We start from the raw sequence: 23,636 nt of genomic DNA, 5'->3' as shown, positions 1-23,636 counted from the left end.
AAGTCCTTATATTCTCGAGCGAATGAGGCCTTAACAAAGCCTCATCTATACCGTAACGGTCGCCAGACAAGAATAGCGACATTCCGAAATATTGTGCCCCTCAACAGCCATTGCATCAATAATCTGCTGATGTAGAGAATCATCAGAGACGTCTTCATGAGGCATGAATGCCAAGGAAATCTTTGTAAAACCGGCCTGACTGGCAACATTAAGCATATGACGAATCAGTGATGCATGTGTCTCTTCACTGAGGCCGGCCCACTGACCTCCACCAACAAAAAGCACCCAGTCAGATTTAAGTTTGCCATTGTTCTGCAACATCACGTGTTCACCGGCCTTGCCGAGAACATCGCCACTCAGCAACATTCGGGTCAACTGCCCATCAAGGCGCCAATCAAGAAGCGCTGCCGGCCCCTCAAGGAGCTTTTTATCGGAGAAGTAGAAGGCCACAACGGATTCTGCCTCCAGGCGATCCGCAGGGAATTCAACACGTTCAAATGTGGTCATGATGATGCGGTACGGTGCTGTTTCGCGAGATGATCCAGAACGCCATTAATGAAAGACGGAGATTCTTCGGTTCCGAAACGTTTGCTCAGCTCAATCGCCTCGTTAATCACGACGTTATGAGGAACATCGAGACAATAAATCAACTCATAAGCAGCAAGCCTGAGGATAGCGAGATCAACCCGAGGCATACGATCCAGCGCCCAGTTGGTTGAATAAGATTTAATCTCTCGATCCAGGCTCTCCAGGTTTTCAGCGACACCGCTGACTAGAAGTTCGGCAAAATGACGGACCTCCGGTCGTTGCCGGGATGAATCATCCTCAACGGCATCACCAAGCACGTCATTTCGGAACTGAAAATTCTTCCAGAATTCTCCCAGAACATACTCGAGAGATCCGCCTTCATGATCTGCAAGGCTGAAAAGCACTTTAACGGCCATTTCGCGGCCCTGACGTCTGATCCCACGCGACATATTTGGTTACAAAGCCTTATAGAGGTTGGCCATCTCAACAGCAGCCATTGCAGCATCAAAGCCCTTGTTACCAGCCTTGCTGCCAGCCCTTTCAATAGCTTGTTCAATGGTGTCGGTGGTGAGGACACCAAAGGCGACAGGAATGCCTGAATCAAGCGAGACGCTGGCAACACCTTTGGAGACTTCAGCACTGACATAGTCAAAATGGGGTGTTGCACCACGAATTACGGCACCAAGACAAACAATGGCATCATAACGACCGGATTCAGCCATCTGTTTGGCCGCCGGTGGAATTTCGTAGGCTCCGGGGACACGTACGATGTTGATATCCTCTTTTTCAGCGTTGTGACGAAGCAGACCATCTATAGCACCCTCTACGAGACGGTCGCTGATAAAGCTGTTAAAGCGGCTTACCAGAAGGCCCACGCGCAACCCTTTGGCATCAAGTTTTCCTTCAATAATTTTGGGCATCACTGATCTCCCGTAAGACCTGGTCCGGAGTTTATCACGCCGGAGTTATAGATTCTCAAGCAAGTGGCCAAGTTTTTCCTGCTTGGTCTTGAGATATTTCAGATTAGATTTGTTAGCCGGCATTTCAATCGGAACCCTCTCAACGATCTCCAGACCATAACCTTCGAGGCCGATGATCTTGCGTGGGTTGTTAGTCAACAAACGAATCTTGCGAACACCGAGTTCGCTCAATATTTGCGCGCCAAGGCCATAATCACGGAGGTCGGCCTGAAAACCAAGAGCTTCATTCGCCTCAACAGTATCGTGTCCCTGATCCTGAAGGTTATAAGCTTTGAGTTTGTTGACTAAACCGATACCACGACCTTCCTGACGCATATAGAGAACGACACCTGTGCCGATTTCATCAATCATACCCATAGATGCATGCAATTGATCACCGCAATCACAACGCTCGGAGCTGAAGACATCACCGGTCAAACATTCGGAGTGAACCCTGACTAGAACCGGCTCGTCCGGGCTGATATCACCTTTGTAAAGAGCCAGATGCTGACAATCGTCAACTTCATTGTCATAGACAATCGCCTTAAAGTCTCCGCCGAAGCGCGTGGGGATCATGGTTTCAGCAGCTCTTGTAATCAGGAGCTCTTTACGCATCCTGTACGCGACCATGTCGGCAATCGTCACAATGCGCAGACCATGCTTTTCAGCGAACTTGCGCAACTCAGGCATACGAGCCATGGTGCCATCGTCATTCATGATCTCGCAGATCACACCTGATGGTTTCAGACCGGCCATACGCGCCAGATCGACAGAACCCTCTGTTTGCCCGGCACGAACCATAACACCACCCTTCTTTGCCCTTAAGGGAAAGACATGACCCGGCCTTGCCAGATCATGGGCAGTGGTATCATCAGCAAGCGCAACCTGAATCGTATGAGAACGATCGGCAGCCGAGATCCCGGTTGTGACACCTCGCCTGGCCTCGATGGAAATGGTGAACGCCGTGCCAAAAGAGGAGGAGTTGTCATGCACCATCAACGGCAATTCCAGATGATCAGCGCGTTCCTCGGTCAGAGTCAGGCAGATCAGGCCACGGCCTTCTTTGGCCATAAAATTGACGGCTTCAGGGGTGACCATTTCAGCGGCCATGCAAAGATCACCTTCATTTTCACGATCTTCATCATCGACCAGAATGACCATTTTCCCCTGGCGAATATCTTCAAGCGCTTCTGCAACACGAGCTAAAGGCATATAATTTCCTAAGAGTCTAATAGTTCAGCAAGACTTGAAAATATCTCACAAAAAACCATGCTTGGCAAGGACATCCATCGTAACACCCTGAGGTTTTTCAGAGGTACCATTACGCAGGAAGCGAGCGACATACTTACCGATCAGGTCGGTTTCAACATTGACTTCATCACCAACCTTGCGATCCTGCAATGTCGTCAGAGTCAACGTATGAGGGATAATTGCCAGGGAGAAGGTCTGCTCGGCGACATCATTAACAGTCAGGCTGATACCATCGATAGCGACACTTCCTTTTGTTACGAGAAAATCCATCACAGCAGCTTCAGCCTGAAAAGTAAAACGCCAGGAATTGCCATCCAGATGGCGTCCGGTAATCTTGGCCATGCCGTCAACGTGACCGCTGACAAGATGCCCACCAAGACGATCCGAAAATCGAAGTGCACGTTCAAGATTGACGCGCGCACCTCGCGATAATCGGCCCAAAGACGTACAGTCAAGGGTTTCCGGAGAAACATCTGCAGTGAATGAACCATCGCCGAAAGAAGTAACTGTCAGGCAAACGCCATTGACAGCGATGCTTTCGCCGAGAGTCAACTCGGTCATCGGTAAACCTGTGTTAACGGTTAATTGCGCCTGGGCGCCACCGATGCGAAGCTCACGGAGTGTTCCAATGTCTTCAATCAGGCCGGTGAACATTGAGCACCTCCCCTTCCAACAAGATATCCGTATCAACTTTGCGGGCATTCAAATGTTTGAGCGCGTAAGCGTCGGCCATAGCGTCGACACCTGCACCGGCCAGCAACCCTCGACCTTGACCACCAAGCAGTTTCGGGGCAACAAAGAGCATGAGGCGATCGATCAACCCTGCACGCAGCATGGCTCCTCCCAGAAGGCTGCCCCCTTCAAGAAGAACATAATGCAGATTGCGACTGGCAAGTTCCTTGAGAGTAGTGAGTAAATCGAGGCTTCCTGCAGCCAGGCTGACGAGCATAATATTGGCACCAGCATCACGATAAGGACGTAAATCAGCTTCTGTGTGGGTTTCTGAAGTCACAAGAAGTGTTTGAGCTTTTGACGACTGCGTATAAACCAGAGCGTCTGGTGAGGTTCTAAGGCTGCCGTCCATAACAATCCGCAGCGGATCCCGACCTCCCTCTGCAAGTCGTACCGTCAATTTCGGGTTATCTGCGACAACAGTTCCGGAACCAACCATAATAGCATCAACCTGATCTCTCAGTTGATGAACCAGATTACGGCTGGCTTCACACGAAATCCACTTTGAATCACCGGTAAGGGTTGCCGTCTGGCCATCCAGAGTCATTGCAGATTTGAGGACAACATAGGGCAATCCGCTGGTTACATGTTTGGCAAAAGGAGCAATCAACCGGCGACATTCATTGTTGAGGATATCAGTCACAACCTCTATTGCGGCACCACGCAATCGCTCAATACCCTTGCCCGCAACCATGGGGTTCGGATCCTGAGCTCCGACAAAAACCCGCGAGACGCCAGCCTCAACAATCGCTTCCGTACAGGGACCTGTACGCCCCTGGTGACAGCACGGCTCCAGAGTGACATAGAGATCCGCACCCCGGGCCAGATCGCCGGCAGCACGCAGCGCAAAGATTTCGGCGTGGGGTTGACCTGCAGCGGGGTGAAATCCTTCACCGACAATATTGCCGTCACGGACCAGGACTGCACCTACGGGAGGGTTGGGTGCCGTACGACCGAGCCCCTGTTGAGCCAGTTCGATCGCTTTCTGCATCATTTTTTCAGTTTGGATTGTCATGTCGGCTCGCAACGCGTCACCGGTAGACGGGAGGCTGAGACACCTCCTTCCCAACAGGAAAGAGCGTCATATTGATATTCGCTATAAAAGTTACTTAGCCGGCCCTTTGGCCAGGATATCCGTCAGTTCGGACATAAACTCATTGATATCACGGAATTGGCGGTAGACCGAGGCAAAACGTACGTAAGCCACTTCATCAAGAGACTGCAGAGCCTCCATAATTGCTTCGCCAATACGACTGGCTGCAATTTCCTTCTCTCCACTTTCCTGTAATTTGACTTCCATCTGATCAACAACCTTTTCAATCGTTGCAATCGAGACAGGGCGTTTTTCACAAGCACGCTGGATACCGGAAATTATCTTTTGACGATCAAAAACTTCCCGACGTCCGTCTTTCTTAATCACAAGGGGCAAACTCTCTTCGACACGCTCGTAGGTGGTAAAGCGTCTCTCACATTCGATGCACTCTCTTCTCCTGCGAATATTGTTCCCCTCTTTGCCAAGACGTGAGTCAACGACCCGCGTATCATCGTGGGTACAGAATGGACATTTCATCAACTGCCTCCGGAGTCTTTATCAATGAGGTCATTAAAGAGATAGGTTTTTACGCCTGCTTCAACCAACATTTCCATGGAGAGGTTATCTGCATAACCTTGCAGATAAACGACTTTCCGGATGCCTGCATTGATCAACATTTTAGTACAAATGATACAGGGTGAATCAGTACAGTACAAAACCGAGTTCTCGATATTTACACCGTGACGCGCAGCCTGAATAATTGCATTCTGCTCAGCATGCAGGCCACGACAAAGTTCATGTCGTTCACCGGAAGGGACCTTGAGTTGTTCCCGCAGACAGCCCGTTACATCGCAATGCGTGATTCCTGAGGGGGTACCATTGTATCCGGTCGCGAGGATATTCTTATCTTTGACCATCACGGCACCGACCTGGCGACGCATGCACGTTGAGCGTCGCGCCACCAGGCGGGTGATGTCCATGAAGTATTCGTCCCAGGAAGGCCTTTCCACTTAAACAAGCCGGTGGGCGTAAAGAGGGAACTGCTGGCAGAGTTCACGAATCTCACCACGAATCCTGGCCAGGGCGGCCTCATTCTCAATGTTCTGCAAGGCCTCGTCAATCCAGGCACCGATCTGGCGCATCTCGTTCTCCTTCAAACCGCGAGTCGTGCTGGCCGGAGTGCCGATGCGGATACCGCTGGTGACAAACGGTGAACGGGTATCAAAAGGCACCGCGTTCTTGTTAACCGTGATGCCGGCCTGCTCAAGAGTTGCCTCGGCAACCTTGCCGGTCAATTCAGAGCCGGTGAAATCCATCAGCATGAGATGATTGTCTGTGCCACCGGAAACCAGGTTGTAACCACGGGAGACCAGTTCTTCAGCTAAGACCTGGGCATTTTTAACAACCTGCTGAGCGTAAGTTTTGAATTCGGGGGCCAAAGCCTCTTTGAAAGCAACGGCTTTAGCTGCGATCACATGCATCAGCGGGCCGCCCTGAATACCGGGAAAGATGTTGCTGTTCAGTTTTTTGGCGAACTCTTCGCGACAGAGGATCATGCCACCGCGTGGTCCACGCAAGGTTTTATGCGTTGTGGTGGTCACGTACTCAGCATGAGGAACCGGTGTCGGGTGAACACCGGCAGCAACCAGACCGGCGATGTGAGCCATATCAACCATGATCGGAGCGCCCACCTGATCGGCAATGCGTCTGAAAGCTTCAAAATCGAGGGTGCGCGGATAAGCACTGGCACCCACGACAATCAGCTTTGGCTTGTGCTCCTTGGCCAGCTTCTCCACTTCGTCGTAATCAATTCGCCCCGTTTCCTTGTCCAGCCCGTAAGGTACGATATTGAAGAGCTTTCCGGAAAAATTAACCGGAGATCCGTGAGTGAGGTGACCACCGTGGGCGAGGTTCATACCCAGGACAGTGTCGCCAGGCTGACAAGTGGCGAAATAAACAGCCATATTGGCCTGGGATCCGGAGTGCGCCTGCACATTTGCGTGTTCAGCACCGAAAAGTTCTTTAGCGCGATGAATGGCTAACTCTTCGGCGACATCGACAAACTCACAGCCACCATAATATCTCTTTGAAGGATAACCCTCGGCGTACTTATTGGTAAGAACAGAACCTTGAGCCGCAAGAACTTCCTCACTGACAAAGTTTTCCGAGGCAATAAACTCCAGGCTGTACTCCTGACGCTCAGTTTCCTGAAGAATAGCAGCGGTAATTTCAGGGTCAAATTGGGCAAGCTTGTCAAACATGGCGATGGGAACCTCCAAAAGGATAACTGTTGAAAAAAATAAAACGGGCAGGCGATTGGCCTGCCCGAACTAAGTTGGTCTATAACTCACCGGAACGAACTGCTGCTTCCACCTGGGAGATTTTATCCAGACGGAGCTGATGGCGACCGCCTTCATAGGCTGTATCCAGCCAGACATTCACCATCTTGGTTGCTAACTCCACAGAAAGGACACGCCCTCCAAGAACCAGGATATTGGCATTATTATGTTCCTTGGCCATCTGAGCCATAAACTCATCAGTTGCCAAAGCTGCACGAACACCAGGGAACTTGTTGGCCACAATCGACATTCCAATTCCCGTGCCGCAAACCAGGATACCGAGCTCTGCCTCTCCACGAGACACAGCACCGGCGACCTTTTCCGCGAAATCAGGGTAATCAACCGATTCGCCGTTGGTTGTCCCGCAATCCTTGACAGGCTGATTGCGAGAAGCGAGAACCTTTACAAGCGCTTCCTTCATTTCCAGGCCGCCATGATCACTACCGATAAAAATCATATTGATCACACTTTCCGGAAAAGCAAAGTAGCGTTGGTTCCACCAAACCCGAGCGAGTTGGAAAGAACAATATTTACGTCAGCCTTGCGGGCCTCGTTCGGAACATAATCAAGATCACATTCGGGGTCGGGCTCGGTATAATTAATGGTTGGTGGGACGACACCATTAGTAATGGCCAACAGCGAGTAGATAGCTTCTACTCCTCCGGCGGCACCAAGGAGATGGCCTGTCATGCCTTTGGTTGAGCTGACCATAAGGTCCTTGGCAGAAGCTCCAAAAACCGACTTGATCGCCAGTGTTTCATAGAGATCGTTGAAGGGCGTTGAGGTACCGTGGGCATTGATGTAATCAACCTCTTCCGGGTTCACGCCTGCACCGTCCAGAGCCATCTTCATACAGCGTGCGGCCCCCTCACCACCAGGAGCCGGAGCGGTGAGATGATAAGCGTCGCCAGTCAAACCGTAACCTGCAACTTCTCCATAGATCTTGGCGCCACGTTTTTTGGCAGACTCATATTCTTCCAAGATCACAATACCAGCACCCTCACCCATAACAAAACCGTCACGGTTCTTCTCGAAGGGGCGACTCGCTGCTTGCGGATCATCGTTTCGGGTTGAGAGGGCTTTCATAACTGCAAAGCCACCCATAGCAAGGGGGCAAATTGTTGCTTCGGTACCACCCGCTATAACAGCATCAGCATCACCACGCTGGATCATTCGATAGGCATCACCGATTGAATGTGTGCCGGTTGCACAGGCAGAAACCGGAGCTATGTTAGGCCCCTTGGCTCCGCATTTTATTGAAATCTGGCCACCGGCCAGATTAATAATTGTCATCGGGATGAAAAAGGGGCTGACTTTACGGTAGCCACCTTTTGACATTGCTTCCTGGTATTTTTCGATAGCAGGCAATCCGCCCATACCGGAACCCACAACAACGCCAACACGCTCGGCATTATCATCATTGATTTCCAGGCCGGAATCTGCAAGGGCCATAGCTGCCGCACCAAGAGCATAATGAATGAAGAGGTCCATCTTACGGGCCTCTTTCCTGTCAAAAAACTCCTCTGCAGGAAAATCGGTGATCTCACCGGCGATTTTTACAGGCAGATCAGTTGAGTCAAAACGGGTAATCGGGCCGATACCGGAACGCCCATGCATCAACGCGTCCCAGTTCTTTTCTATGCCTGTACCCAGAGGGGAAGTGATTCCCAGGCCAGTAACAACAACTCTGCGCATGAGACTATTGTCCTCCTAAAACAAATTCTGCCCCGGCAGCAAAGCGCTACCGGGCCAGCTTTGTTATAAGCGACAACCGCAGCTTAAGCTGCGATAATCAAAGGTTTAGGAATTTGCTTCGACGTAGTCGATGGCGTTCTGAACAGTTTGGATTTTCTCAGCATCTTCGTCGGAGATTTCGATGTCGAACTCTTCTTCGAGAGCCATAACCAGCTCAACAGTATCCAGAGAGTCAGCACCCAAGTCGTCCATGAAAGAAGCTTCCTTGGTCACCTGATCCTCATCTACACCCAACTGCTCTGCAACAATTTGCTTAATACGCTCTGCATTACTTGCCATTTTATGTTCCTCCTTCTTGGTTTAGATCCGATCCGAGATCGTCTCATTATTATTATACGAAAACCCTTTGTGGGTTACATATACATGCCGCCATTAACGCCGAGGACCTGGCCAGTAATATATGCTGACTGGTCGGAGGCGAGAAAAATTACTGCGTTAGCAACATCTTCAGCTGACCCAGGGCGACCCAACGGAATCTGTTCCGTCATTGCTTCCTGAGCTTTTTCAGTCATATCTTCAGTCATTTCAGTCGTTATAAATCCAGGGGTAATCGCATTGACCGTTACGTTGCGACGTGCCAATTCTCGTGCAACAGACTTGGTCAACCCAAGCAGACCCGCTTTACTGGCACAATAATTCGCCTGCCCTGCATTGCCCATCTCACCAACGACCGAAGAGATATTAATGATGCGACCTGATCTCTGCTTACTCATAACCTTTGCCACGGCACGGGTACAGAGAAAAGCACCTTTGAGGTTCGTGTCGAGAACCGCATCCCAGTCGTCATTCTTCATGCGCAACAAAAGGCCATCACGGGTAATCCCGGCATTATTAATAAAAACATCAACCTGACCGTAGGCTTCAACCGCTTGCTTCACCAGGTTGTTTGCATCATCTTCCAGGGCAACATCACCAACGACGGCCAAGGCGTCTCCGCCCTGATTTTTGATCTCCTCGGCCAATTTGGCGAGAGCTTCGGCATTGCGCGCAGAGGCAACAACTTTAGCGCCTTGCGACGCAAGTGCAAGAGCAATCGCACGACCAATGCCTCGTGAGGCGCCGGTAACAATAGCAACTTTGTCAGACAACATAGTCAATATCTCCTGAATTATCCAGCAAGAGCACTAAGATCTGCAACGTTCTGTACATTCTGGATCGTGCTACCTTTGGCCATTCGCTTGGCCAACCCGGAGAGAACTTTGCCCGGACCGATTTCGACATAACGGTCCACACCGAGTTCAACCATACTGGCGATCGTTTCCTGCCAACGAACCGGTGCACTGACCTGCTTAACCAGCAATTCACGAACCCGTGCAGAATCCTGATTAGGGGCGGCTTCAACATTGGCAATGACCGGCAGGCTCATTTCTCCGACGTCAATACCGTTCAACACGGTGGCAAGACGCTCACCGGCTGGAATCATCAAGCTGCAATGGAAAGGAGCACTAACCGGCAAGGGCATGGCTCTTTTTGCACCCTTTTCTTTGGCAAGCACTATAGCTCTGTCGACAGCTTCAGTATGGCCGGCAATAACAACCTGTCCGTCACTGTTGAAGTTGGCAGGAGCAACGACCTGTCCTTGAGCTGCATCACGACAGACAACAGCCAGATCATCGAGCCCCAGGCCGAGAATAGCTGCCATTGAACCGGTACCCACAGGAACAGCTTCCTGCATAAAGATGCCGCGCTGACGCACAACACGAACAGCATCAGCAAAGGCCAGACCACCAGCACAGACAAGAGCACTGTATTCACCGAGTGAATGTCCTGCAGCAAAAGATGGGACCAGGTCGGTTTCAGCCGAGAGCACCCTCAAAGCAGCGACGCTTGTTGTGAGGATTGCCGGCTGGGTATTGGCGGTCAGCTTCAGATCGTCCTCAGGGCCATTAAAACAAAGGGCGCCGAGATCGAAGCCAAGGGCATCGTTTGCTTCTTCGAAGACTTGGCGAGCAACAGTAAAGTTATCGGCAAGCTCCTTGCCCATACCTGCGTGTTGCGAACCCTGTCCGGGGAAAAGATATGCAATCATGTCGTCAAAAACCTTAAGTTCTCGTAATGTTCATTTACCAGCGCAACAAGGTTGCCGCCCAGGTAAAACCGCCGCCAAAAGCATCAAGCAAAACAACATCGCCCTCTTTGAGACGACCGGCCCGGTTCGCTTCATCCAAAGCCAGGGGGATCGTTGCCCCGGAAGTGTTGCCGAAACGGTCCACGTTGATATAAACCTGCTCATCCTTCAAGCCGATTTTCTTTGCTGTCGCATTAAGGATACGGATATTCGCCTGGTGGGGAATAAAAAGATCAACATCCTCTGCTGTCATGCCATTAGCTTGCAAAGCAATATTGGCAACTTCTGACATCGAACGCACGGCAACCTTGAAAACTTCGTTGCCCTGCATTTGTAAAAAGTAGTTTTTCTCCTTGAGAGCTTCCACGCTCGGCAAAAACTTGGTGCCGAAGCCGGGTTGATAAAGAAGCTCAAGCTGGGTTCCATCGGCGTGCAGATGAGTTGAAAGAATCCCGCGATCACCTTCACCAGCTTCAACAATCACTGCTCCTGCAGCATCACCGAAAAGAATACAGGTGTTCCGGTCTTCCCAGTTAACAATGCGGCTCAGTACTTCGGCACCAATAACCAACGCCTTCTTACTGCGTCCCGCTTCGACACGATCTATGGCACAGGACAAAGCATAGAGAAAACCGCTACAAGCAGCAGAGACATCAAAAGCTCCGGCATTCTTGGCCCCTAGATTGCCCTGAACAATACATGCCGTTGCAGGCCATGGGTAATCACCGGTAATAGTACCGACAACAATCAGGTCGAGATCTTCTGCTGAGACCCCGGCCATCTCCATGGCACGCTCTGCGGCACGTGTCGCTAAATCTGAAGTTTGTTCTCCATCGGCAGCAATGTGACGCTCGCTAATCCCCGTACGCGCCCTGATCCATTCATCGTTCGTGTCGAGGAATTTCTCGATGTCCTGGTTGGTCAGAACTTTTTCAGGGACATAAGATCCGGTACCGGTAATGCGTGCTCTGATCACAATTTTACTCCTTAAAGTAATGAATCAGCTGTAAATCACAAACAATGAGAGTATCAATTCTCGATCTGGAGTTCTTCGAGACGCTCACTCATCTTGCTGATCACCTGATGTGTCTCGCTGTCATGGGCCATTTTAATGGCATTCATGATGGCCTGGGGATTGGAACTGCCGTGACAAATCATTGCCGTTCCCTGTACTCCCAGTAACGGAGCTCCACCATATTCAGCATAATCGACTTTTTTCTTAAAAGCCTTGAGTGCCGGACGCGCGAGAAGATAGCCCAGTTTGGACAAAAACCTGGAGCTGAATTCTTCTCTCAGAATGGCACCAATCGCCTCCGCAAGACCTTCCGAAACCTTCAAAACAACATTGCCTACAAAACCGTCACAAACGACAACATCAACATTAGCATTGTAAATGTCACGGCCTTCGCTGTAGCCAACATAGTTAAGCGAAGTTCTCTTGAGGATCTGGTTGGCCTCACGTGTCAACTCGTTGCCTTTTGACTCTTCTGAACCATTCGACAAAAGACCGATACGAGGCGTGGCCTTGTCCAGCATCTGAGCAACGTAAACACTACCCATCAAGGCAAACTGTACGAGATGCGGCGGTTTACAGTCAACATTGCCGCCAACATCCAGAACCAGTGTCTGGTCCTCAAGATTAGGGACAAGCGTTGCAATCGCAGGTCGATCAATACCGGGAATACGCTTGAGAACAAACATGCCGGCGGCCATGGTCGCACCGGAATTGCCGGTACTGACAACAGCGTTGGCACGACCTTCTTTAACCATGTTGAAAGAGACCCGAATCGACGAGTCCTTTTTTTTGCGGACAGCATCAGATGCCGAATCTTGCATGCCAACAACTTCGCTCGCATGTTCAATACGGATGTCCAGACCCTGAGTGTCGTGCTTGGCCAGCTCCTCTGCAACAATCTCGGATTGACCAACAAGAACAACAGGAATCTGCCATCTCCTGGCAGCCTTGACGGCACCCTCAACCTCATGACAGGGAGAATTATCCCCTCCCATGGCGTCGACAGCGACTACGGGGCGATTATTCAAAAGAAAGGCCCCTTATTCTTCTACGCCAAGGACATCCTTACCCTTATAACTGCCGCATGAAGGGCAAGCACGATGAGACTGCTTTGGCTCCTGACATTGTGGGCAAAGGGAAATACCGGGGGTTTTCAAAGCATCATGGGAGCGGCGCATATCGCGCTTGGATTTCGAGGTTTTTTTCTTTGGTACTGCCATTGTCTGTGTGTCTCCTTAAGAGTACCGGCAAAGCCGGCCTTTATATGTATTTCAGGGTTTCACCCTGTGTTGCTGACTAGATTTAAATTTTAAAGTTCTTCAGGGCCGCAAGGCCTGGATGAAGTATCGGCGCTTCACAGTTACAACTGCCTTGGTTCAGGTTGCATCCACAGGAGTGACAAAGTCCAAGGCAAGAGGCCTTACATAACGGATGCTGTGGCAAAGACATTACGATCTCCTGCTCTACATCCGGCAATAAATCAAGCTCAGGGCCAGAAAAATGAATCAAGCCCATCTCATCGGCATGTAGTTCCAGCTCTTCATCATGCGTCGTCTCACCTTCTTCTTCACACACGTATGTAAGCAAGATCGGCACATCAAGTCGTGTGCTGACTGGTGCCAGGCAACGGCAACAGGGAGTACTCACCAGAGTCGCCAAACGCCCACTGACTTTAATAAAGTCATCGACCCATAACGCCTCAAGAGAACCTGATATTGGCTCATCGAAAGTCACGCTTTGCGCAACGACCATTTCAGCGAGGACCGGAAAGCTTGAAGCCTGTTTCTCAAGCGCTATCTGGCGCGGTCTTCTTTTAAGTTTGTCGATCTGTATCAGCACGACAATCTACCTCATGGGATTTTGAGCAAGTCGCCAGTATAGGAACCTCCATGAAACAGTCAAGAAGTTTTCACCTGTAGCCGAAATTAAGTCCCTTCTATTAACGTATTAAAGATAAATTTGCAAGACTTTAGTACCCGACATTAAGGGGCTCTTGCAATCCTGACAAGGCTGCGGTAGAACGGGTCACCACTGTATGGGAAAAGATCAAAGATGACACATAAAAACACACCACAAAAGCTCGAATCTTTATTGCAGATCATGAGGGCACTAAGAGCCCCAAATGGCTGCCCCTGGGATATCGAACAGACCTCTGACAGCCTCACACCTTACATTCTTGAAGAGGCCTGCGAGCTCATCGACGCAATCGAAGGAGGGAACCCGGAGATTATTCTTGATGAGTTGGGCGATTTGCTCCTGCAGGTCGTATTTCTGACTCAGATCTATGAAGAACAGGAGCTGTTTAACTTCTATGACGTTGCAGCCGGCATCGGAGACAAGCTGGTTCGACGCCACCCGCATGTTTTTGACCGCGAAGGCACCTCTACCCCAGAGAACGAACTTGACCAGCAATGGGACAAGATAAAAAACTCTGAGAAAACCAACAACAAGAGCTGCCTGGCCGATCACCTGCCAAGCAAGCTGCCCGCACTGCAAAAAGCTCAAAAACTTGTAAGCAGAATGAAGCGTAACAAGAGAGCAGAAGAGATACCCAAAATGCTGAAAAGCCTGGTCCAGCCAGATTACGCAGAAAGCGCACAAGAGGATTTACTATTAAGTGAAGAGACCTTGGGGCAAACTTTATTCGAGCTTGTCAGACTGGCGCAAAGTGCGGGACTTGACGCCGAGTCCGCGCTTCGCAAAACAACCAAAAAAATCATCGACAAGGTCGACAACAACTGATCGCACAAAACAGCATTCAAAACCATAACGACTGTCAAGAACTTTCTTAAAAAAAATGGTAAAAAATGAAAAAATCACTGTGTTTCGGGCACCTATCAATCTTGTCCACAAATCATGTGGACAAGTCGTTGATAACCATGTGAATAAGCAAACCCCCAAACGACATAATAACAACTTATACCTTCTGCCTAATTTTTGAGCAGTTTATTTGTCCTTTAAAAACAGCAACTTACCAAATGTTTATTTAAAGAGAGAGATATGGTGATTATCGGAACCGCTCTCATTAAAAAATACCTATTAAGCGAGGAAGCGTGTTTATAAAGCTATTGATATTCTTTGTTTTTGTACCAGTTATGGAACTCTACATCCTGATTGAAGCCGGACGGGTTATGGGGCTGGCACCCACGATAGGGCTCATCATGATGACAGGTGTAGCCGGGGCCTGGTTGGCACGAAGCCAGGGTGTCGAAATCCTGAGGAAAATACAGGAAGAGACCTCGCGTGGACAGATGCCAGCGACAACCCTTATTGACGGAGCCTTAATACTGGTAGGCGGATTGCTCTTGCTGACGCCCGGCTTTTTCACCGATGCACTTGGCTTCAGCTTTCTGGTTCCATCAACACGTGATCTTTGGAGAAAGGGATTGAGCCTCTGGCTACAGAGTCAAATCAAGCGGGGATCCGTTACCATCCATCGCTCTTAGTCAAGCCTTCACCAACATAATCATCCAAAAATAAAACAGGAACCCTTTTAGGTGCCCTGCTCTGTCATAAAATAACCTCCATGACAATTTTAAAGTCCGGAAGGAAGATAGTAACACTACTGGAGATTGTTAAGACTAAGGAGAAGAAAGATCAGGCGCCGTAGACGATATCAATCGCTTCTGGAATTTGTTCAGACTGCTGAAGCGACCTCAAATCGCGGTATGACTCAACGTTCAACTGCAGGGAGCTGTGAACATCATAAGAGACAAGAGTAGGATCGTACTGCCGCACACCCCACCCAAGGCAAACAACGCAAAGAACGAGGGGCAGGCCGACATTGGCAATAAAATAAAAGGCATGTCCAAGCGTGCGGCCCCAGAAACGCCGGAGCATTTCCAGCAAAGAATCTTGCCGGCCAGCGAGAACCAGGTAAAGAGAGATGGATGCGACATAAAGCGCGAATAATCCGAAAACTATGGATGCATTCATGGCCCTGCCCTCCATTGTTCAGTAGGTACTAAGTACCTTTAATTATAGGCAAGGCCAGAATAAATACAAGCAGATAAAACGGCGTTCTGGAGAGTTTGTAAAATATTCATGAGTCATGCTCTATTCACCAATAATTTTCACCAGGACACGCTTTCGCCTGAGACCATCAAACTCCCCGTAAAAGATTTGCTCCCAGGGTCCGAAGTCTAACTGACCTGCCGTAACAGCAACAACCACCTCACGACCCATGATTGTACGCTTTAAATGTCCATCGCCGTTATCCTCACCCGTTCTGTTATGTTCATAAAGACTCAGCGGTTCGTGAGGCGCAAGCTGTTCAAGCCAGCGCTCAAAATCATGATGAAGTCCTCTTTCATCGTCATTAATAAAAACCGAAGCCGTAATGTGCATGGCGTTGCAAAGGACAAGACCCTCCTGTATACCACTCTCAAGGAGGCAAGCGTTGACCTGTGGGGTGATATTGACAAATCCTCTGCGGGTCTCAACCTCAAACCAGAGCTCTTTCCGATATGATTTCATTGTGCCACCTCCTGAAGAGAACTTGTCGGTCTGAAAAAAAGCGTGATATAATCCGCGCCAGCTTGGCTTAAGGCTGGCAACAGAAACTGTAACCCTGGATAGCAGATGCCTACCGTACCGACAATCATACCACGCTTCTCCTGGCTGCTCGCCACATGTCTGCTGCTCTCACTCACCGGCAGCCCTCACGGAGAGGCCCTTGCGGCACAACGGATTACCGCCAAGACAGCCCCAGTCATAAAGCCAGAGACAACCGCAGGGTTACGTGCGTTTTTTCAGACTCTGGACTACGCATGGATGTCCCTTGACAATGACATCCCACCCCTTATCCTCGAGCAAATCCCGGACGACATCAACAGCTCGGTCAATACAAGGGCCAAGAAAAAAACCTTTTTCATGGCCCTCTTGCCGATGGTTCTTCTTGCAAACCAGGAGATCAGGCATGAACGCCAGGAAATTCAGCAAATACTTGACAGGCACAAAGCCAGGGCCAAAGAGGTCGGCGACCGTGAACGTATTCAAACTATAGCCAAACGTTACGGGCTTCGTGGGCGGCCTCTGACTGACCATCGTGCCCGCAGGCAACTCCTAGAGAGGGTGGACACGATCCCCCCTGCCCTGGTTCTGGCTCAGGCCGCCAACGAATCGGCCTGGGGAACGTCCAGATTTGCACAGATGGGAAACAACCTCTTTGGAGAATGGACTTTCAAACCAGGCACAGGGCTCGTTCCCGCCGGACGCCCTGAGGGTGAAACTTACGAAGTACGAGTATTTGCCAGCATTTACCAATCGATTCGCAGCTACATGAACAATCTCAATCGTAACGGCGCCTACCGAAAGCTCCGTAGGATCAGAGCTGAATTACGGCAGAAGAAGAAGCCGGTAACTGGCGCAGCGCTATCCAAAGGGCTGATCAATTATTCTCAGCGTGGGGAAGAGTACATTGAAGAGATTACGGCCATGATCCGTCAGAACAACCTGGAGCAGGTCAACCTGGCCAAATTGCGTCAACCGGGAAAAGAGCTTAGTACGAATATCGGCACAACCGGCAGCGGACTTTTTTCAACGAGGAACAGGTTGATCGGTCACGCCCCGGCTTCTCGGTAAAACCCATAATTGACTGTACCAGTACCACACCTGACCAGATGTATCAGAAGCCGTAACCGTGTACTTGCTACGGCGCCCAACCAAGGGTTGCAGCGCCTTTACTGAGTAAGCTCTGTCCTCTCCCATCTCCTTCTCCAACAAACACCCTGCCCCCCCTTGAACAAAGCACTTCAATGTTCTTTCATCGACAATTTTATTGTTCAGGTAAAACTTTAAAGTGGGCGGATTTTCTTTATTGATTACAGTGTCTTGATGGGCTTCCAACTGAACAGGCAAGCTCTTCATAAAAAGACGACTACGAAACTCACTTACAGCAGAATAGGCACCACCAACCGGGAATCTTGGCAAAGTATGCAAATCTTGTCCGTCAGTAATGACACCGGATTGCTGGCCAAAGGCCGCGACGAAACCAGCCTCACGGATCAAGTTTGTCAGCTCTAGAGAGAATTCACCATAGGGATAAGCAAAGAGTCGTGGAGATGTACTGAGATGCTTTTTAAACAATCCCTGGGAGCGCCTCAGGTCCTCAGCGACCCTGTTTCGCCATTCACTTTCTTTTTCTGAAGGGATACGGTCCAGCAGGTAAGCATGACTGGCGGAGTGATTACCCATTTCAACACCTTCTTTCTGTAGCATAAGAAGGTCCTGCCAATCCATGAAATCAGAGCCACCGACAGTATCGGTACTGACAAATAGAGTTGCAGGATAACCATATTGCTTCAGCAGAGGCCAACCATCCGTCAGAAAGGAAAGATAGCCATCATCCACTGAAATCACAGCACACCGCTGTGGCAGGCTCTCACCTGCCCTCATGCGATCGACAACCTCACCAAGGGTCAGAACAGTAAAGTGTTCGACCTTGAGAGTCTCAAGATGGTCTTTAAAAGCTTCTGTCGTGATATTGGTAGAGGGATAGCGGGAATCGTTGAAACGATGATAGACAAAAACATTTGCTTCGCTGGCAAACACCACCTCGGCTGGCATCAGAAGCAGCGCAACAAGCACAAAAGAGAGGCCGTTGAGAAAGGGCTTACGACTTATCCTTGCCACTAAGCGGCTGCTTAACCTTTGAACGCAGATAACGACGAATACTGTTGCGAGCACGCGGCGTAACTGCCCACTCCAACCACTTCGGCAACACAGTCGGTCGATCAGAGGTTTCGACATCTATCTGGTCTCCATCCATCAAACGGGCCTTGAGCTGGCGGGTCTTACCATTAATTCGCACGCGTACAGCGTGCAAACCAAGTTGCTCATGAATATCGAAGGCAAAGTCCAGAGCACTGCTACCCTCAGGGAGCGAACGGACCTCACCCAAAGGAGTATAAACCTGTATTGACGCAGATGCCAGACGCAGGCTATCCATATCAAAAGCGGACTCGCCCTCGATCAGAGATTGCATCAGGTCTTCAAAGCTTGAGCTACGGAATTCAAAGCCGGGAGCTAAAACACCCGAATCATTAAAACGCGCAAGTTTGCGCGTGGTGATTTCCACCCGAAGACGGAGTTCACCAGCCTGGACACTGGTCTTTAAGGCCTGGTATCCATACTGTGACGGCATATTCAGGTGATCACGCAGTTTGCCGGGAATCGGGGGATAGAGACGGTGCAGCAAACCGAGAGTGTGGTAGGCATCCAGGAATCGATCCACAAGGATATCCAGAGTATAGAGAGCCGGCAAGCCTCGTCCGGTCGTTCTGGCTGCGGCGATGGAGAAATGTCTCCAACGATCCTTAAGCAGGGCATCGATTTTGTGATGCTCCAGGACATTGTGAATTTCGGAACGAATACGGCCAAAATTGGGCTCATGAAGTTTACGCATTTCGTGAACGTGGGAATCATAACGTTCGGCTCGGGTTGGATAGAGAATTCTCAGCGACAGGGCATCAAGCTCTGTAGCAACACGTCCCATACCAAGGTGCCTGGCCAAAGGAACGTAGATCATCCGGCTCTCTTCTGCGATCAAGCGTTGCTTTTCCGGATTTAAGGCCTGAATGGTCTGCAGGTTGTCAATGCGGTCCCAGAACTTCAGACAGAGGACCCGAACATCCCTGACGGCAAGCAGGACCTGCTTGCGGTAAGTCTGAGCTTTTAAAGCACTGCGACTGAGAAGATCGTCGTCTACCTTGGTCAGGCCATCGACCAGTAGCCCTATCTCCATGCCAAACATTTCACTGACATTTTCAAGCGTTGTGGGCGTATCTTCCACAACATCATGCAAAAGAGCAGCAATGACCGAGGCAAAATCCATCCAGTGCCTGGCGGCCAGGTGCGCAACCCGCAAGGGATGGAAGAAATACGGTTCTCCCGATTTACGGACCTGTTTACAATGCGCGTCCTGTGCCAATTGAATAGCTTTTTGTAAAGCATCAATCGAGTCATCGAGAACCTGTTCGCTCAGGCTGCCGCCATGATGAGTCACCAGCAATTCCATGATCTCGTTGATCAGGCGCAGCTGCCGTTTTTCATCATAATTCTCCGCCGCTTCCGGCTGAGCTATCGGTTGATGAATTTTTTCCATGAAACATAGACCCGTTCAAGAGCTGTAAAATAGGCAAATATTCATGAGACAGAGAACACGACAGAACATAATCGGGCTCAACTCTTCGGCTGATATTAATGCAGAATCAAACGCCTAGCAACCCTGTTCAGGGTCGAAGCCAAACAAATTTGACAATCAGCCTGGAGGCCAGGTCAGGTCTCTGCCACCGAGCAAGTGGAAGTGGATATGCCAGACCGTCTGTCCGCCCGCTTCGTTGCAATTGTTCACCACGCGGAAGCCGTCTTCGGAGAAGCCCCGGTCATGTGCGATCTTGCCGGCAATTTGGAAGACATGTCCAATCAGCTCATTGTCTGCCGTAGTCAAGTCCAGTGTTGTGCGAACATGTTTACGCGGCACGATCAGGAGATGATCTGGAGCCTGAGGGTTGATATCCTCCAGGACAACGACCTGTTCGTCTTGATAAACAAACTTGCCCGGAATTTCACCGGAGATAATTTTACAGAAGATGCAGCTGTCCGGCATGCTCTCCTCCTTCATCAGTGGTCGTGTTAACGGCGTCCCCATCAAGAGGAACGACATGCCACCTTTCACGGGCAGCGCGTTTGCCTAAATCAAGATTATGACTGAAGAGTATCAATTGTCCATCGGCAGAAGCCAGGTCAACCAGGTTGAGCGTTTTCGCAAGGCGTTTCTGGTCCAGGTGAACAAAGGGATCATCGAGCATCAGAGGTAAAGACCGACCATCATCGCGGACCTTTGCCAAAGCCATCCGCAGAGCCAGATAAATGGCATCAACGGTACCACGGCTGAAATGATCCACGGGAGTCCAACGACGCCCGTCAACCTGGATAGATGGAGCCATATTCTCATCAAGTTTGATCTCCGTGTAGCGGCCCCCGGTAATCTTGCCAAACATTTTGCCTGCTTCAGCATTCAACGTCACCAGGTGAGAACGGCTGAACTCGTCAACAGCGTCTGCAAGCAGGTTAATTGATTTGCGTAGAACAACAATACGATCCTCAAGATCATTTTTACGCCTTTGGAGTGGTGACATGGCGCTCTTGACAGAGATTTCCTGCACCAGGGGGCCTTGCTGTGAAGCTGCTTCAGCAGCAGCCCCTGGTGTATGCCTGGCAGACTTCAACTGCGCCTGCAGCTCCTCCAGGCGAGTCTCTTTTGCCTGCATATTGACAGCAAAATCGGCCAACCGTGCTTCCAACTGGCGCAACTCCTCAGCGGCCTCATCGTCTTTCAAGAAGTCTTTTTCAACGACTGACACCGTGGGATCCGGGGATGAGGGTTCACGATCAACAAGCTCAGAACCTTTAACGACCCCGGGATCATCAGATTCCGTTGCAGACCAGTATTGGTCAAGTAATGCACGATGAGTCATAACAAGTTTTTGCAAACGAACCAGGTCGACCGCAGAAGACGGCAAGCCAAGAGCCTCACAACGCTCACTTAATTCCGCCTGTCGTTGCTGCGCGACGCCCTTCTTCTGCTCAAGCAAGCCACGCTCCTTACGGCACTGTTCCAGAATTTTATTACGATTAATCTGCCGCCAGGAGGCCCAGGCAAGCAGAGCCACAGAGCAAACGCCAACAGCCGTCAAGAGGGGCGTTTTGAAAAAGGGTTGCCAAAAGGCTACGGCCGCAAGTGCGACGAAAAGCACCAGGAGGCAGCCAATCACCACCCAGGGAATTTGTGGAATCTTTTTCTCTCGACCATGAAGGATCGAGAATGGTTGTTGCAAAGCGGCTAGCTCCTGCCTGATTTCAGCGGCGGCACTTAACACTTCTGGCAATTGCGGCGGCAAAGAGGGCGGTAGCCCGGCAGCGGTCAATTTTTCAGAAAGCGTCTTTTTTGTGCCTGAGCTCTCTTCCTTTACCGGTTCAACCTTTGCGGGCGGCGCGGCTTTTTCTTCGTTGAAGTCAGCCTGCTGACGAAAACGCGCGATGTATCGCTGGCCCTTCTCATACTCCTGGCGTTCAAATTCAAGTTCGCCTGTCAAGGCACTGATCTCTTCTTCAAGAGCAACCTGACTATCGTCGCGGGTAGGGTTATCGATCTCCACAAAGATCGGCACAGCCCCTTCATCACCCTGCTCGGACAGCTGCTGACAAACGGTTTCATACTCACGGTCACGTTGCTTGTCCCTCCCCCAGGGATTGCTACGGGTCAGTTGAAAATGCTCATCCAGCAAAGTGTCAAGAATTTCAGCATAATCGGCCTCAGCGGTACCACTGACCAGAGTTCTCAGCTTAAGAGCAAGCTCGTCGCCGCTCCAACTTTGCGGGTGATGCCCAAAGAAGTAAGTCGCGCGAAAGAGCCTCTCATCAGCAACGCCAATCAACTTTTCAAGCAGTTGCCGGTACTCGCGACAGGAGGCACTGCGCCCCCGGAACGGAGCTTTTCCGGAAAACTGTGACCTGACATGATAAAGGTCATCTTTTTCGACCAGCTCAACCTCATCAGTCAGCAGGTTGCGTTTAACTTCAACGGTGTGTCCCCGGCCCTCAAAAAAGAGTGATGCAGAACAAACATTGCGACCCCAGGGCTTGAACCTCTCCAGACGATCGGTACCAAAAAGAACCGCGGGGACAGCCTCGGCGATCGTCGACTTACCCGCCTCGTTGGGGCCTATGACAAGGTTCAGTCCACGACGGAATTCAACCGTCTGGCCACGAAATCTGCCGAAGCTCTCCAATTCAATGCTACGCAGTATCATGAGGCCTCACCATCCATGGCTTGAAATCTCTTCAACAGGAGCTGCAAGGCATTTTCCAGAAGCTCAAGCTCTTGCTCATCAGCAAACTCAGACTGTTGGATCACCGTGCGAACGAGAACGCCTCGAACACTCTCTTCGCGAGCCAGTACTTCTATATGCGCGCTACCCAGTAGACGTGTCATACCTCTCCCCCATAAAATAACTCTGGATAGTAACAAACATTCTGGTGACAAGCAGCACCGAATCTTTCCTTATGTGCAGCCATCGCCTGACGGCGGTACTCTTCAGGGTTAACAGCCTCTGACGCCAGCATCAGGAACTCCTTGGCCAAAGTGACATTTCTGACTTTCTGTACAGCCGGAGCACCCCGACCAACCAGCTTCAAACCATGGACACCGGCCTTCTGCAAATGCGGAATAGCGCAAAGGCCACAGCCGTGGCGACGATTCGTTTCAGACCAACTCTCCTGTCTCTTCATTGCCTGCTGCAAGCCTTCAGAAGCTCCGTTGCCAAGGGGTGCAATCTCGTAGGGTATTTCACACGGCCAGATCTTTTCCGGACTGGAATGATGAAAAGTACAGAGACCTTCGGTATTCGGGCATTTACCGACCAGCAGGAAAGCATCAAAAAGAACATCCGGGGCCTGTTGAATAACAGCTGCCATATCAGCCACGGTCAAATGCCTGGGCAGGACCACACGCTGCATACCCTGCTCGGCCATAAGCCTGACAGAACCGGCGTTGGTCAGGTGCGCCAGGGTGCTGGCATGATATTCAATAACAGGGTGGCGTTGTTTCAGAAGACGCAATACACCGACATCAGCCAGAATCAGGCTATCTATACCCAGCCTTACCATGCGATCGATGTAATCAATCAGCATGGGCAATTGTGCATCTGTATAAAAAGGCGCGTTCAGGGTTAAGGCAAAAGTTCCACCGTGAGCATGGGTGAGATCGACAATCGCCTTCAACTCCTCTTCCGTATCGATCTGCGCGGCGGAAAAGGTTCTCTGGTTAAGCGATGCAGCAAGACTGTAATCTTCCCATTCAGCAGGAAGATAACCGCCGTAAAGCTCGTCGGCCCCGGCTTCCAGAAGCATGGCAGCTTCTTGCAGATTGTCGACAGGCGAGATAATACGCATA

Annotated in this window: 29 protein-coding genes; 3 read left to right on the top strand and 26 right to left on the bottom strand. The window is 50.4% G+C overall.

The features are described from left to right. Nucleotides 1–45 precede the first annotated feature (45 nt). From P9J64_01980 to P9J64_01895, 18 genes are all read right to left on the bottom strand, one after another. A complete protein-coding gene (locus P9J64_01980; protein MDG5467089.1) occupies nucleotides 46–507 on the bottom strand; it encodes a M17 family peptidase N-terminal domain-containing protein in 462 nt (153 codons plus the stop codon). After that, on the bottom strand, nucleotides 504–977 hold the full coding sequence (nusB, locus tag P9J64_01975; protein MDG5467088.1) for a transcription antitermination factor NusB: 474 nt from the start codon (nucleotides 975–977) through the stop codon (nucleotides 504–506). The genes P9J64_01980 and nusB overlap by 4 nt, the downstream gene beginning before the upstream one ends. Nucleotides 978–983: 6 nt before the next feature. Then, nucleotides 984–1,448 carry a 6,7-dimethyl-8-ribityllumazine synthase gene (ribE, locus tag P9J64_01970; GenBank protein ID MDG5467087.1) on the bottom strand — a complete coding sequence of 155 codons (465 nt, stop codon included), beginning with the start codon at nucleotides 1,446–1,448 and terminating at the stop codon, nucleotides 984–986. Nucleotides 1,449–1,493: 45 nt separating this feature from the next. After that, on the bottom strand, nucleotides 1,494–2,699 hold the full coding sequence (locus tag P9J64_01965; GenBank protein MDG5467086.1) for a bifunctional 3,4-dihydroxy-2-butanone-4-phosphate synthase/GTP cyclohydrolase II: 1,206 nt from the start codon (nucleotides 2,697–2,699) through the stop codon (nucleotides 1,494–1,496). Nucleotides 2,700–2,744: 45 nt separating this feature from the next. After that, the gene (locus tag P9J64_01960; protein MDG5467085.1) at nucleotides 2,745–3,392 is read right to left on the bottom strand and encodes a riboflavin synthase; all 648 of its coding nucleotides are present in this window, start codon (nucleotides 3,390–3,392) and stop codon (nucleotides 2,745–2,747) included. Continuing rightward, the gene (ribD, locus tag P9J64_01955; GenBank protein MDG5467084.1) at nucleotides 3,373–4,464 is read right to left on the bottom strand and encodes a bifunctional diaminohydroxyphosphoribosylaminopyrimidine deaminase/5-amino-6-(5-phosphoribosylamino)uracil reductase RibD; all 1,092 of its coding nucleotides are present in this window, start codon (nucleotides 4,462–4,464) and stop codon (nucleotides 3,373–3,375) included. Before ribD ends, P9J64_01960 begins: the two co-directional genes overlap by 20 nt. A 111-nt stretch (nucleotides 4,465–4,575) precedes the next feature. Continuing rightward, a complete protein-coding gene (nrdR, locus tag P9J64_01950; protein MDG5467083.1) occupies nucleotides 4,576–5,040 on the bottom strand; it encodes a transcriptional regulator NrdR in 465 nt (154 codons plus the stop codon). Next, nucleotides 5,040–5,513 (bottom strand): cytidine/deoxycytidylate deaminase family protein, encoded by a 474-nt coding sequence (locus P9J64_01945; GenBank protein ID MDG5467082.1) that lies wholly within the window; start codon nucleotides 5,511–5,513, stop codon nucleotides 5,040–5,042. Before P9J64_01945 ends, nrdR begins: the two co-directional genes overlap by 1 nt. After that, nucleotides 5,514–6,764, bottom strand: coding sequence for a serine hydroxymethyltransferase (glyA, locus tag P9J64_01940; protein MDG5467081.1), 1,251 nt, complete (start codon nucleotides 6,762–6,764; stop codon nucleotides 5,514–5,516). Nucleotides 6,765–6,843: 79 nt separating this feature from the next. Further along, nucleotides 6,844–7,299, bottom strand: a complete 456-nt coding sequence (gene rpiB / locus P9J64_01935) for a ribose 5-phosphate isomerase B (GenBank protein ID MDG5467080.1) — start codon at nucleotides 7,297–7,299, stop codon at nucleotides 6,844–6,846. Nucleotides 7,300–7,304: 5 nt separating this feature from the next. Further along, a complete protein-coding gene (gene fabF / locus P9J64_01930; GenBank protein MDG5467079.1) occupies nucleotides 7,305–8,537 on the bottom strand; it encodes a beta-ketoacyl-ACP synthase II in 1,233 nt (410 codons plus the stop codon). Nucleotides 8,538–8,642: 105 nt separating this feature from the next. Further along, on the bottom strand, nucleotides 8,643–8,876 hold the full coding sequence (acpP, locus tag P9J64_01925) for an acyl carrier protein (GenBank protein ID MDG5467078.1): 234 nt from the start codon (nucleotides 8,874–8,876) through the stop codon (nucleotides 8,643–8,645). Nucleotides 8,877–8,950: 74 nt separating this feature from the next. Continuing rightward, nucleotides 8,951–9,688, bottom strand: coding sequence for a 3-oxoacyl-[acyl-carrier-protein] reductase (fabG, locus tag P9J64_01920; protein ID MDG5467077.1), 738 nt, complete (start codon nucleotides 9,686–9,688; stop codon nucleotides 8,951–8,953). 17 nt (nucleotides 9,689–9,705) lie between these two features. Next, nucleotides 9,706–10,626: an ACP S-malonyltransferase gene (gene fabD / locus P9J64_01915; GenBank protein MDG5467076.1), complete on the bottom strand. Its 921-nt coding sequence runs from the start codon at nucleotides 10,624–10,626 to the stop codon at nucleotides 9,706–9,708. A 34-nt stretch (nucleotides 10,627–10,660) separates the two neighbouring features. Then, a complete protein-coding gene (locus P9J64_01910) occupies nucleotides 10,661–11,641 on the bottom strand; it encodes a ketoacyl-ACP synthase III (protein ID MDG5467075.1) in 981 nt (326 codons plus the stop codon). Between the two features lie 53 nt (nucleotides 11,642–11,694). Then, a complete protein-coding gene (plsX, locus tag P9J64_01905) occupies nucleotides 11,695–12,708 on the bottom strand; it encodes a phosphate acyltransferase PlsX (protein ID MDG5467074.1) in 1,014 nt (337 codons plus the stop codon). 12 nt (nucleotides 12,709–12,720) lie between these two features. Continuing rightward, entirely contained in the window at nucleotides 12,721–12,900 is a 180-nt protein-coding gene (rpmF, locus tag P9J64_01900; GenBank protein ID MDG5467073.1) for a 50S ribosomal protein L32, read from the bottom strand. 82 nt (nucleotides 12,901–12,982) lie between these two features. Beyond that, on the bottom strand, nucleotides 12,983–13,519 hold the full coding sequence (locus tag P9J64_01895; protein ID MDG5467072.1) for a DUF177 domain-containing protein: 537 nt from the start codon (nucleotides 13,517–13,519) through the stop codon (nucleotides 12,983–12,985). 213 nt (nucleotides 13,520–13,732) lie between these two features. Between P9J64_01895 and P9J64_01890 the strand changes: the two genes are divergently transcribed. Together P9J64_01890 and fxsA are read left to right on the top strand one after the other, a co-directional pair. Further along, on the top strand, nucleotides 13,733–14,422 hold the full coding sequence (locus P9J64_01890; GenBank protein ID MDG5467071.1) for a MazG family protein: 690 nt from the start codon (nucleotides 13,733–13,735) through the stop codon (nucleotides 14,420–14,422). Between the two features lie 311 nt (nucleotides 14,423–14,733). Continuing rightward, on the top strand, nucleotides 14,734–15,126 hold the full coding sequence (fxsA, locus tag P9J64_01885; protein MDG5467070.1) for a membrane protein FxsA: 393 nt from the start codon (nucleotides 14,734–14,736) through the stop codon (nucleotides 15,124–15,126). Between the two features lie 151 nt (nucleotides 15,127–15,277). Here the strand turns inward: fxsA and P9J64_01880 are convergent, their stop codons facing one another. Next, nucleotides 15,278–15,616 carry a hypothetical protein gene (locus tag P9J64_01880; GenBank protein ID MDG5467069.1) on the bottom strand — a complete coding sequence of 113 codons (339 nt, stop codon included), beginning with the start codon at nucleotides 15,614–15,616 and terminating at the stop codon, nucleotides 15,278–15,280. Between the two features lie 120 nt (nucleotides 15,617–15,736). Continuing rightward, a complete protein-coding gene (locus tag P9J64_01875) occupies nucleotides 15,737–16,156 on the bottom strand; it encodes a secondary thiamine-phosphate synthase enzyme YjbQ (GenBank protein MDG5467068.1) in 420 nt (139 codons plus the stop codon). Between the two features lie 105 nt (nucleotides 16,157–16,261). Between P9J64_01875 and P9J64_01870 the strand changes: the two genes are divergently transcribed. Beyond that, nucleotides 16,262–17,263: a glucosaminidase domain-containing protein gene (locus P9J64_01870; protein MDG5467067.1), complete on the top strand. Its 1,002-nt coding sequence runs from the start codon at nucleotides 16,262–16,264 to the stop codon at nucleotides 17,261–17,263. Here the strand turns inward: P9J64_01870 and P9J64_01865 are convergent. The 6 genes from P9J64_01865 to P9J64_01840 all read right to left on the bottom strand — a co-directional run bounded on the left by P9J64_01865 (nucleotide 17,219) and on the right by P9J64_01840 (nucleotide 23,635). Further along, the gene (locus P9J64_01865; protein ID MDG5467066.1) at nucleotides 17,219–18,313 is read right to left on the bottom strand and encodes a polysaccharide deacetylase family protein; all 1,095 of its coding nucleotides are present in this window, start codon (nucleotides 18,311–18,313) and stop codon (nucleotides 17,219–17,221) included. The two genes, P9J64_01870 and P9J64_01865, sit on opposite strands and share 45 nt — an antisense overlap. Continuing rightward, complete coding sequence (locus P9J64_01860; GenBank protein ID MDG5467065.1) at nucleotides 18,294–19,784, bottom strand: HD domain-containing protein; 1,491 nt, start codon at nucleotides 19,782–19,784, stop codon at nucleotides 18,294–18,296. Before P9J64_01860 ends, P9J64_01865 begins: the two co-directional genes overlap by 20 nt. A gap of 156 nt (nucleotides 19,785–19,940) precedes the next feature. Beyond that, nucleotides 19,941–20,288 carry a histidine triad nucleotide-binding protein gene (locus tag P9J64_01855; GenBank protein ID MDG5467064.1) on the bottom strand — a complete coding sequence of 116 codons (348 nt, stop codon included), beginning with the start codon at nucleotides 20,286–20,288 and terminating at the stop codon, nucleotides 19,941–19,943. After that, nucleotides 20,263–22,494 carry an AAA family ATPase gene (locus P9J64_01850; GenBank protein MDG5467063.1) on the bottom strand — a complete coding sequence of 744 codons (2,232 nt, stop codon included), beginning with the start codon at nucleotides 22,492–22,494 and terminating at the stop codon, nucleotides 20,263–20,265. Before P9J64_01850 ends, P9J64_01855 begins: the two co-directional genes overlap by 26 nt. Then, on the bottom strand, nucleotides 22,491–22,676 hold the full coding sequence (locus tag P9J64_01845; protein MDG5467062.1) for a hypothetical protein: 186 nt from the start codon (nucleotides 22,674–22,676) through the stop codon (nucleotides 22,491–22,493). The genes P9J64_01850 and P9J64_01845 overlap by 4 nt, the downstream gene beginning before the upstream one ends. Beyond that, complete coding sequence (locus P9J64_01840; protein ID MDG5467061.1) at nucleotides 22,673–23,635, bottom strand: U32 family peptidase; 963 nt, start codon at nucleotides 23,633–23,635, stop codon at nucleotides 22,673–22,675. Before P9J64_01840 ends, P9J64_01845 begins: the two co-directional genes overlap by 4 nt. Nucleotide 23,636: the final 1 nt, after the last annotated feature.

Source organism: Deltaproteobacteria bacterium IMCC39524 (assembly GCA_029667085.1).
Lineage (GTDB): Bacteria > Desulfobacterota > Desulfuromonadia > Desulfuromonadales > BM103 > M0040.
This window is presented reverse-complemented; position numbering and strand designations above follow the sequence as displayed.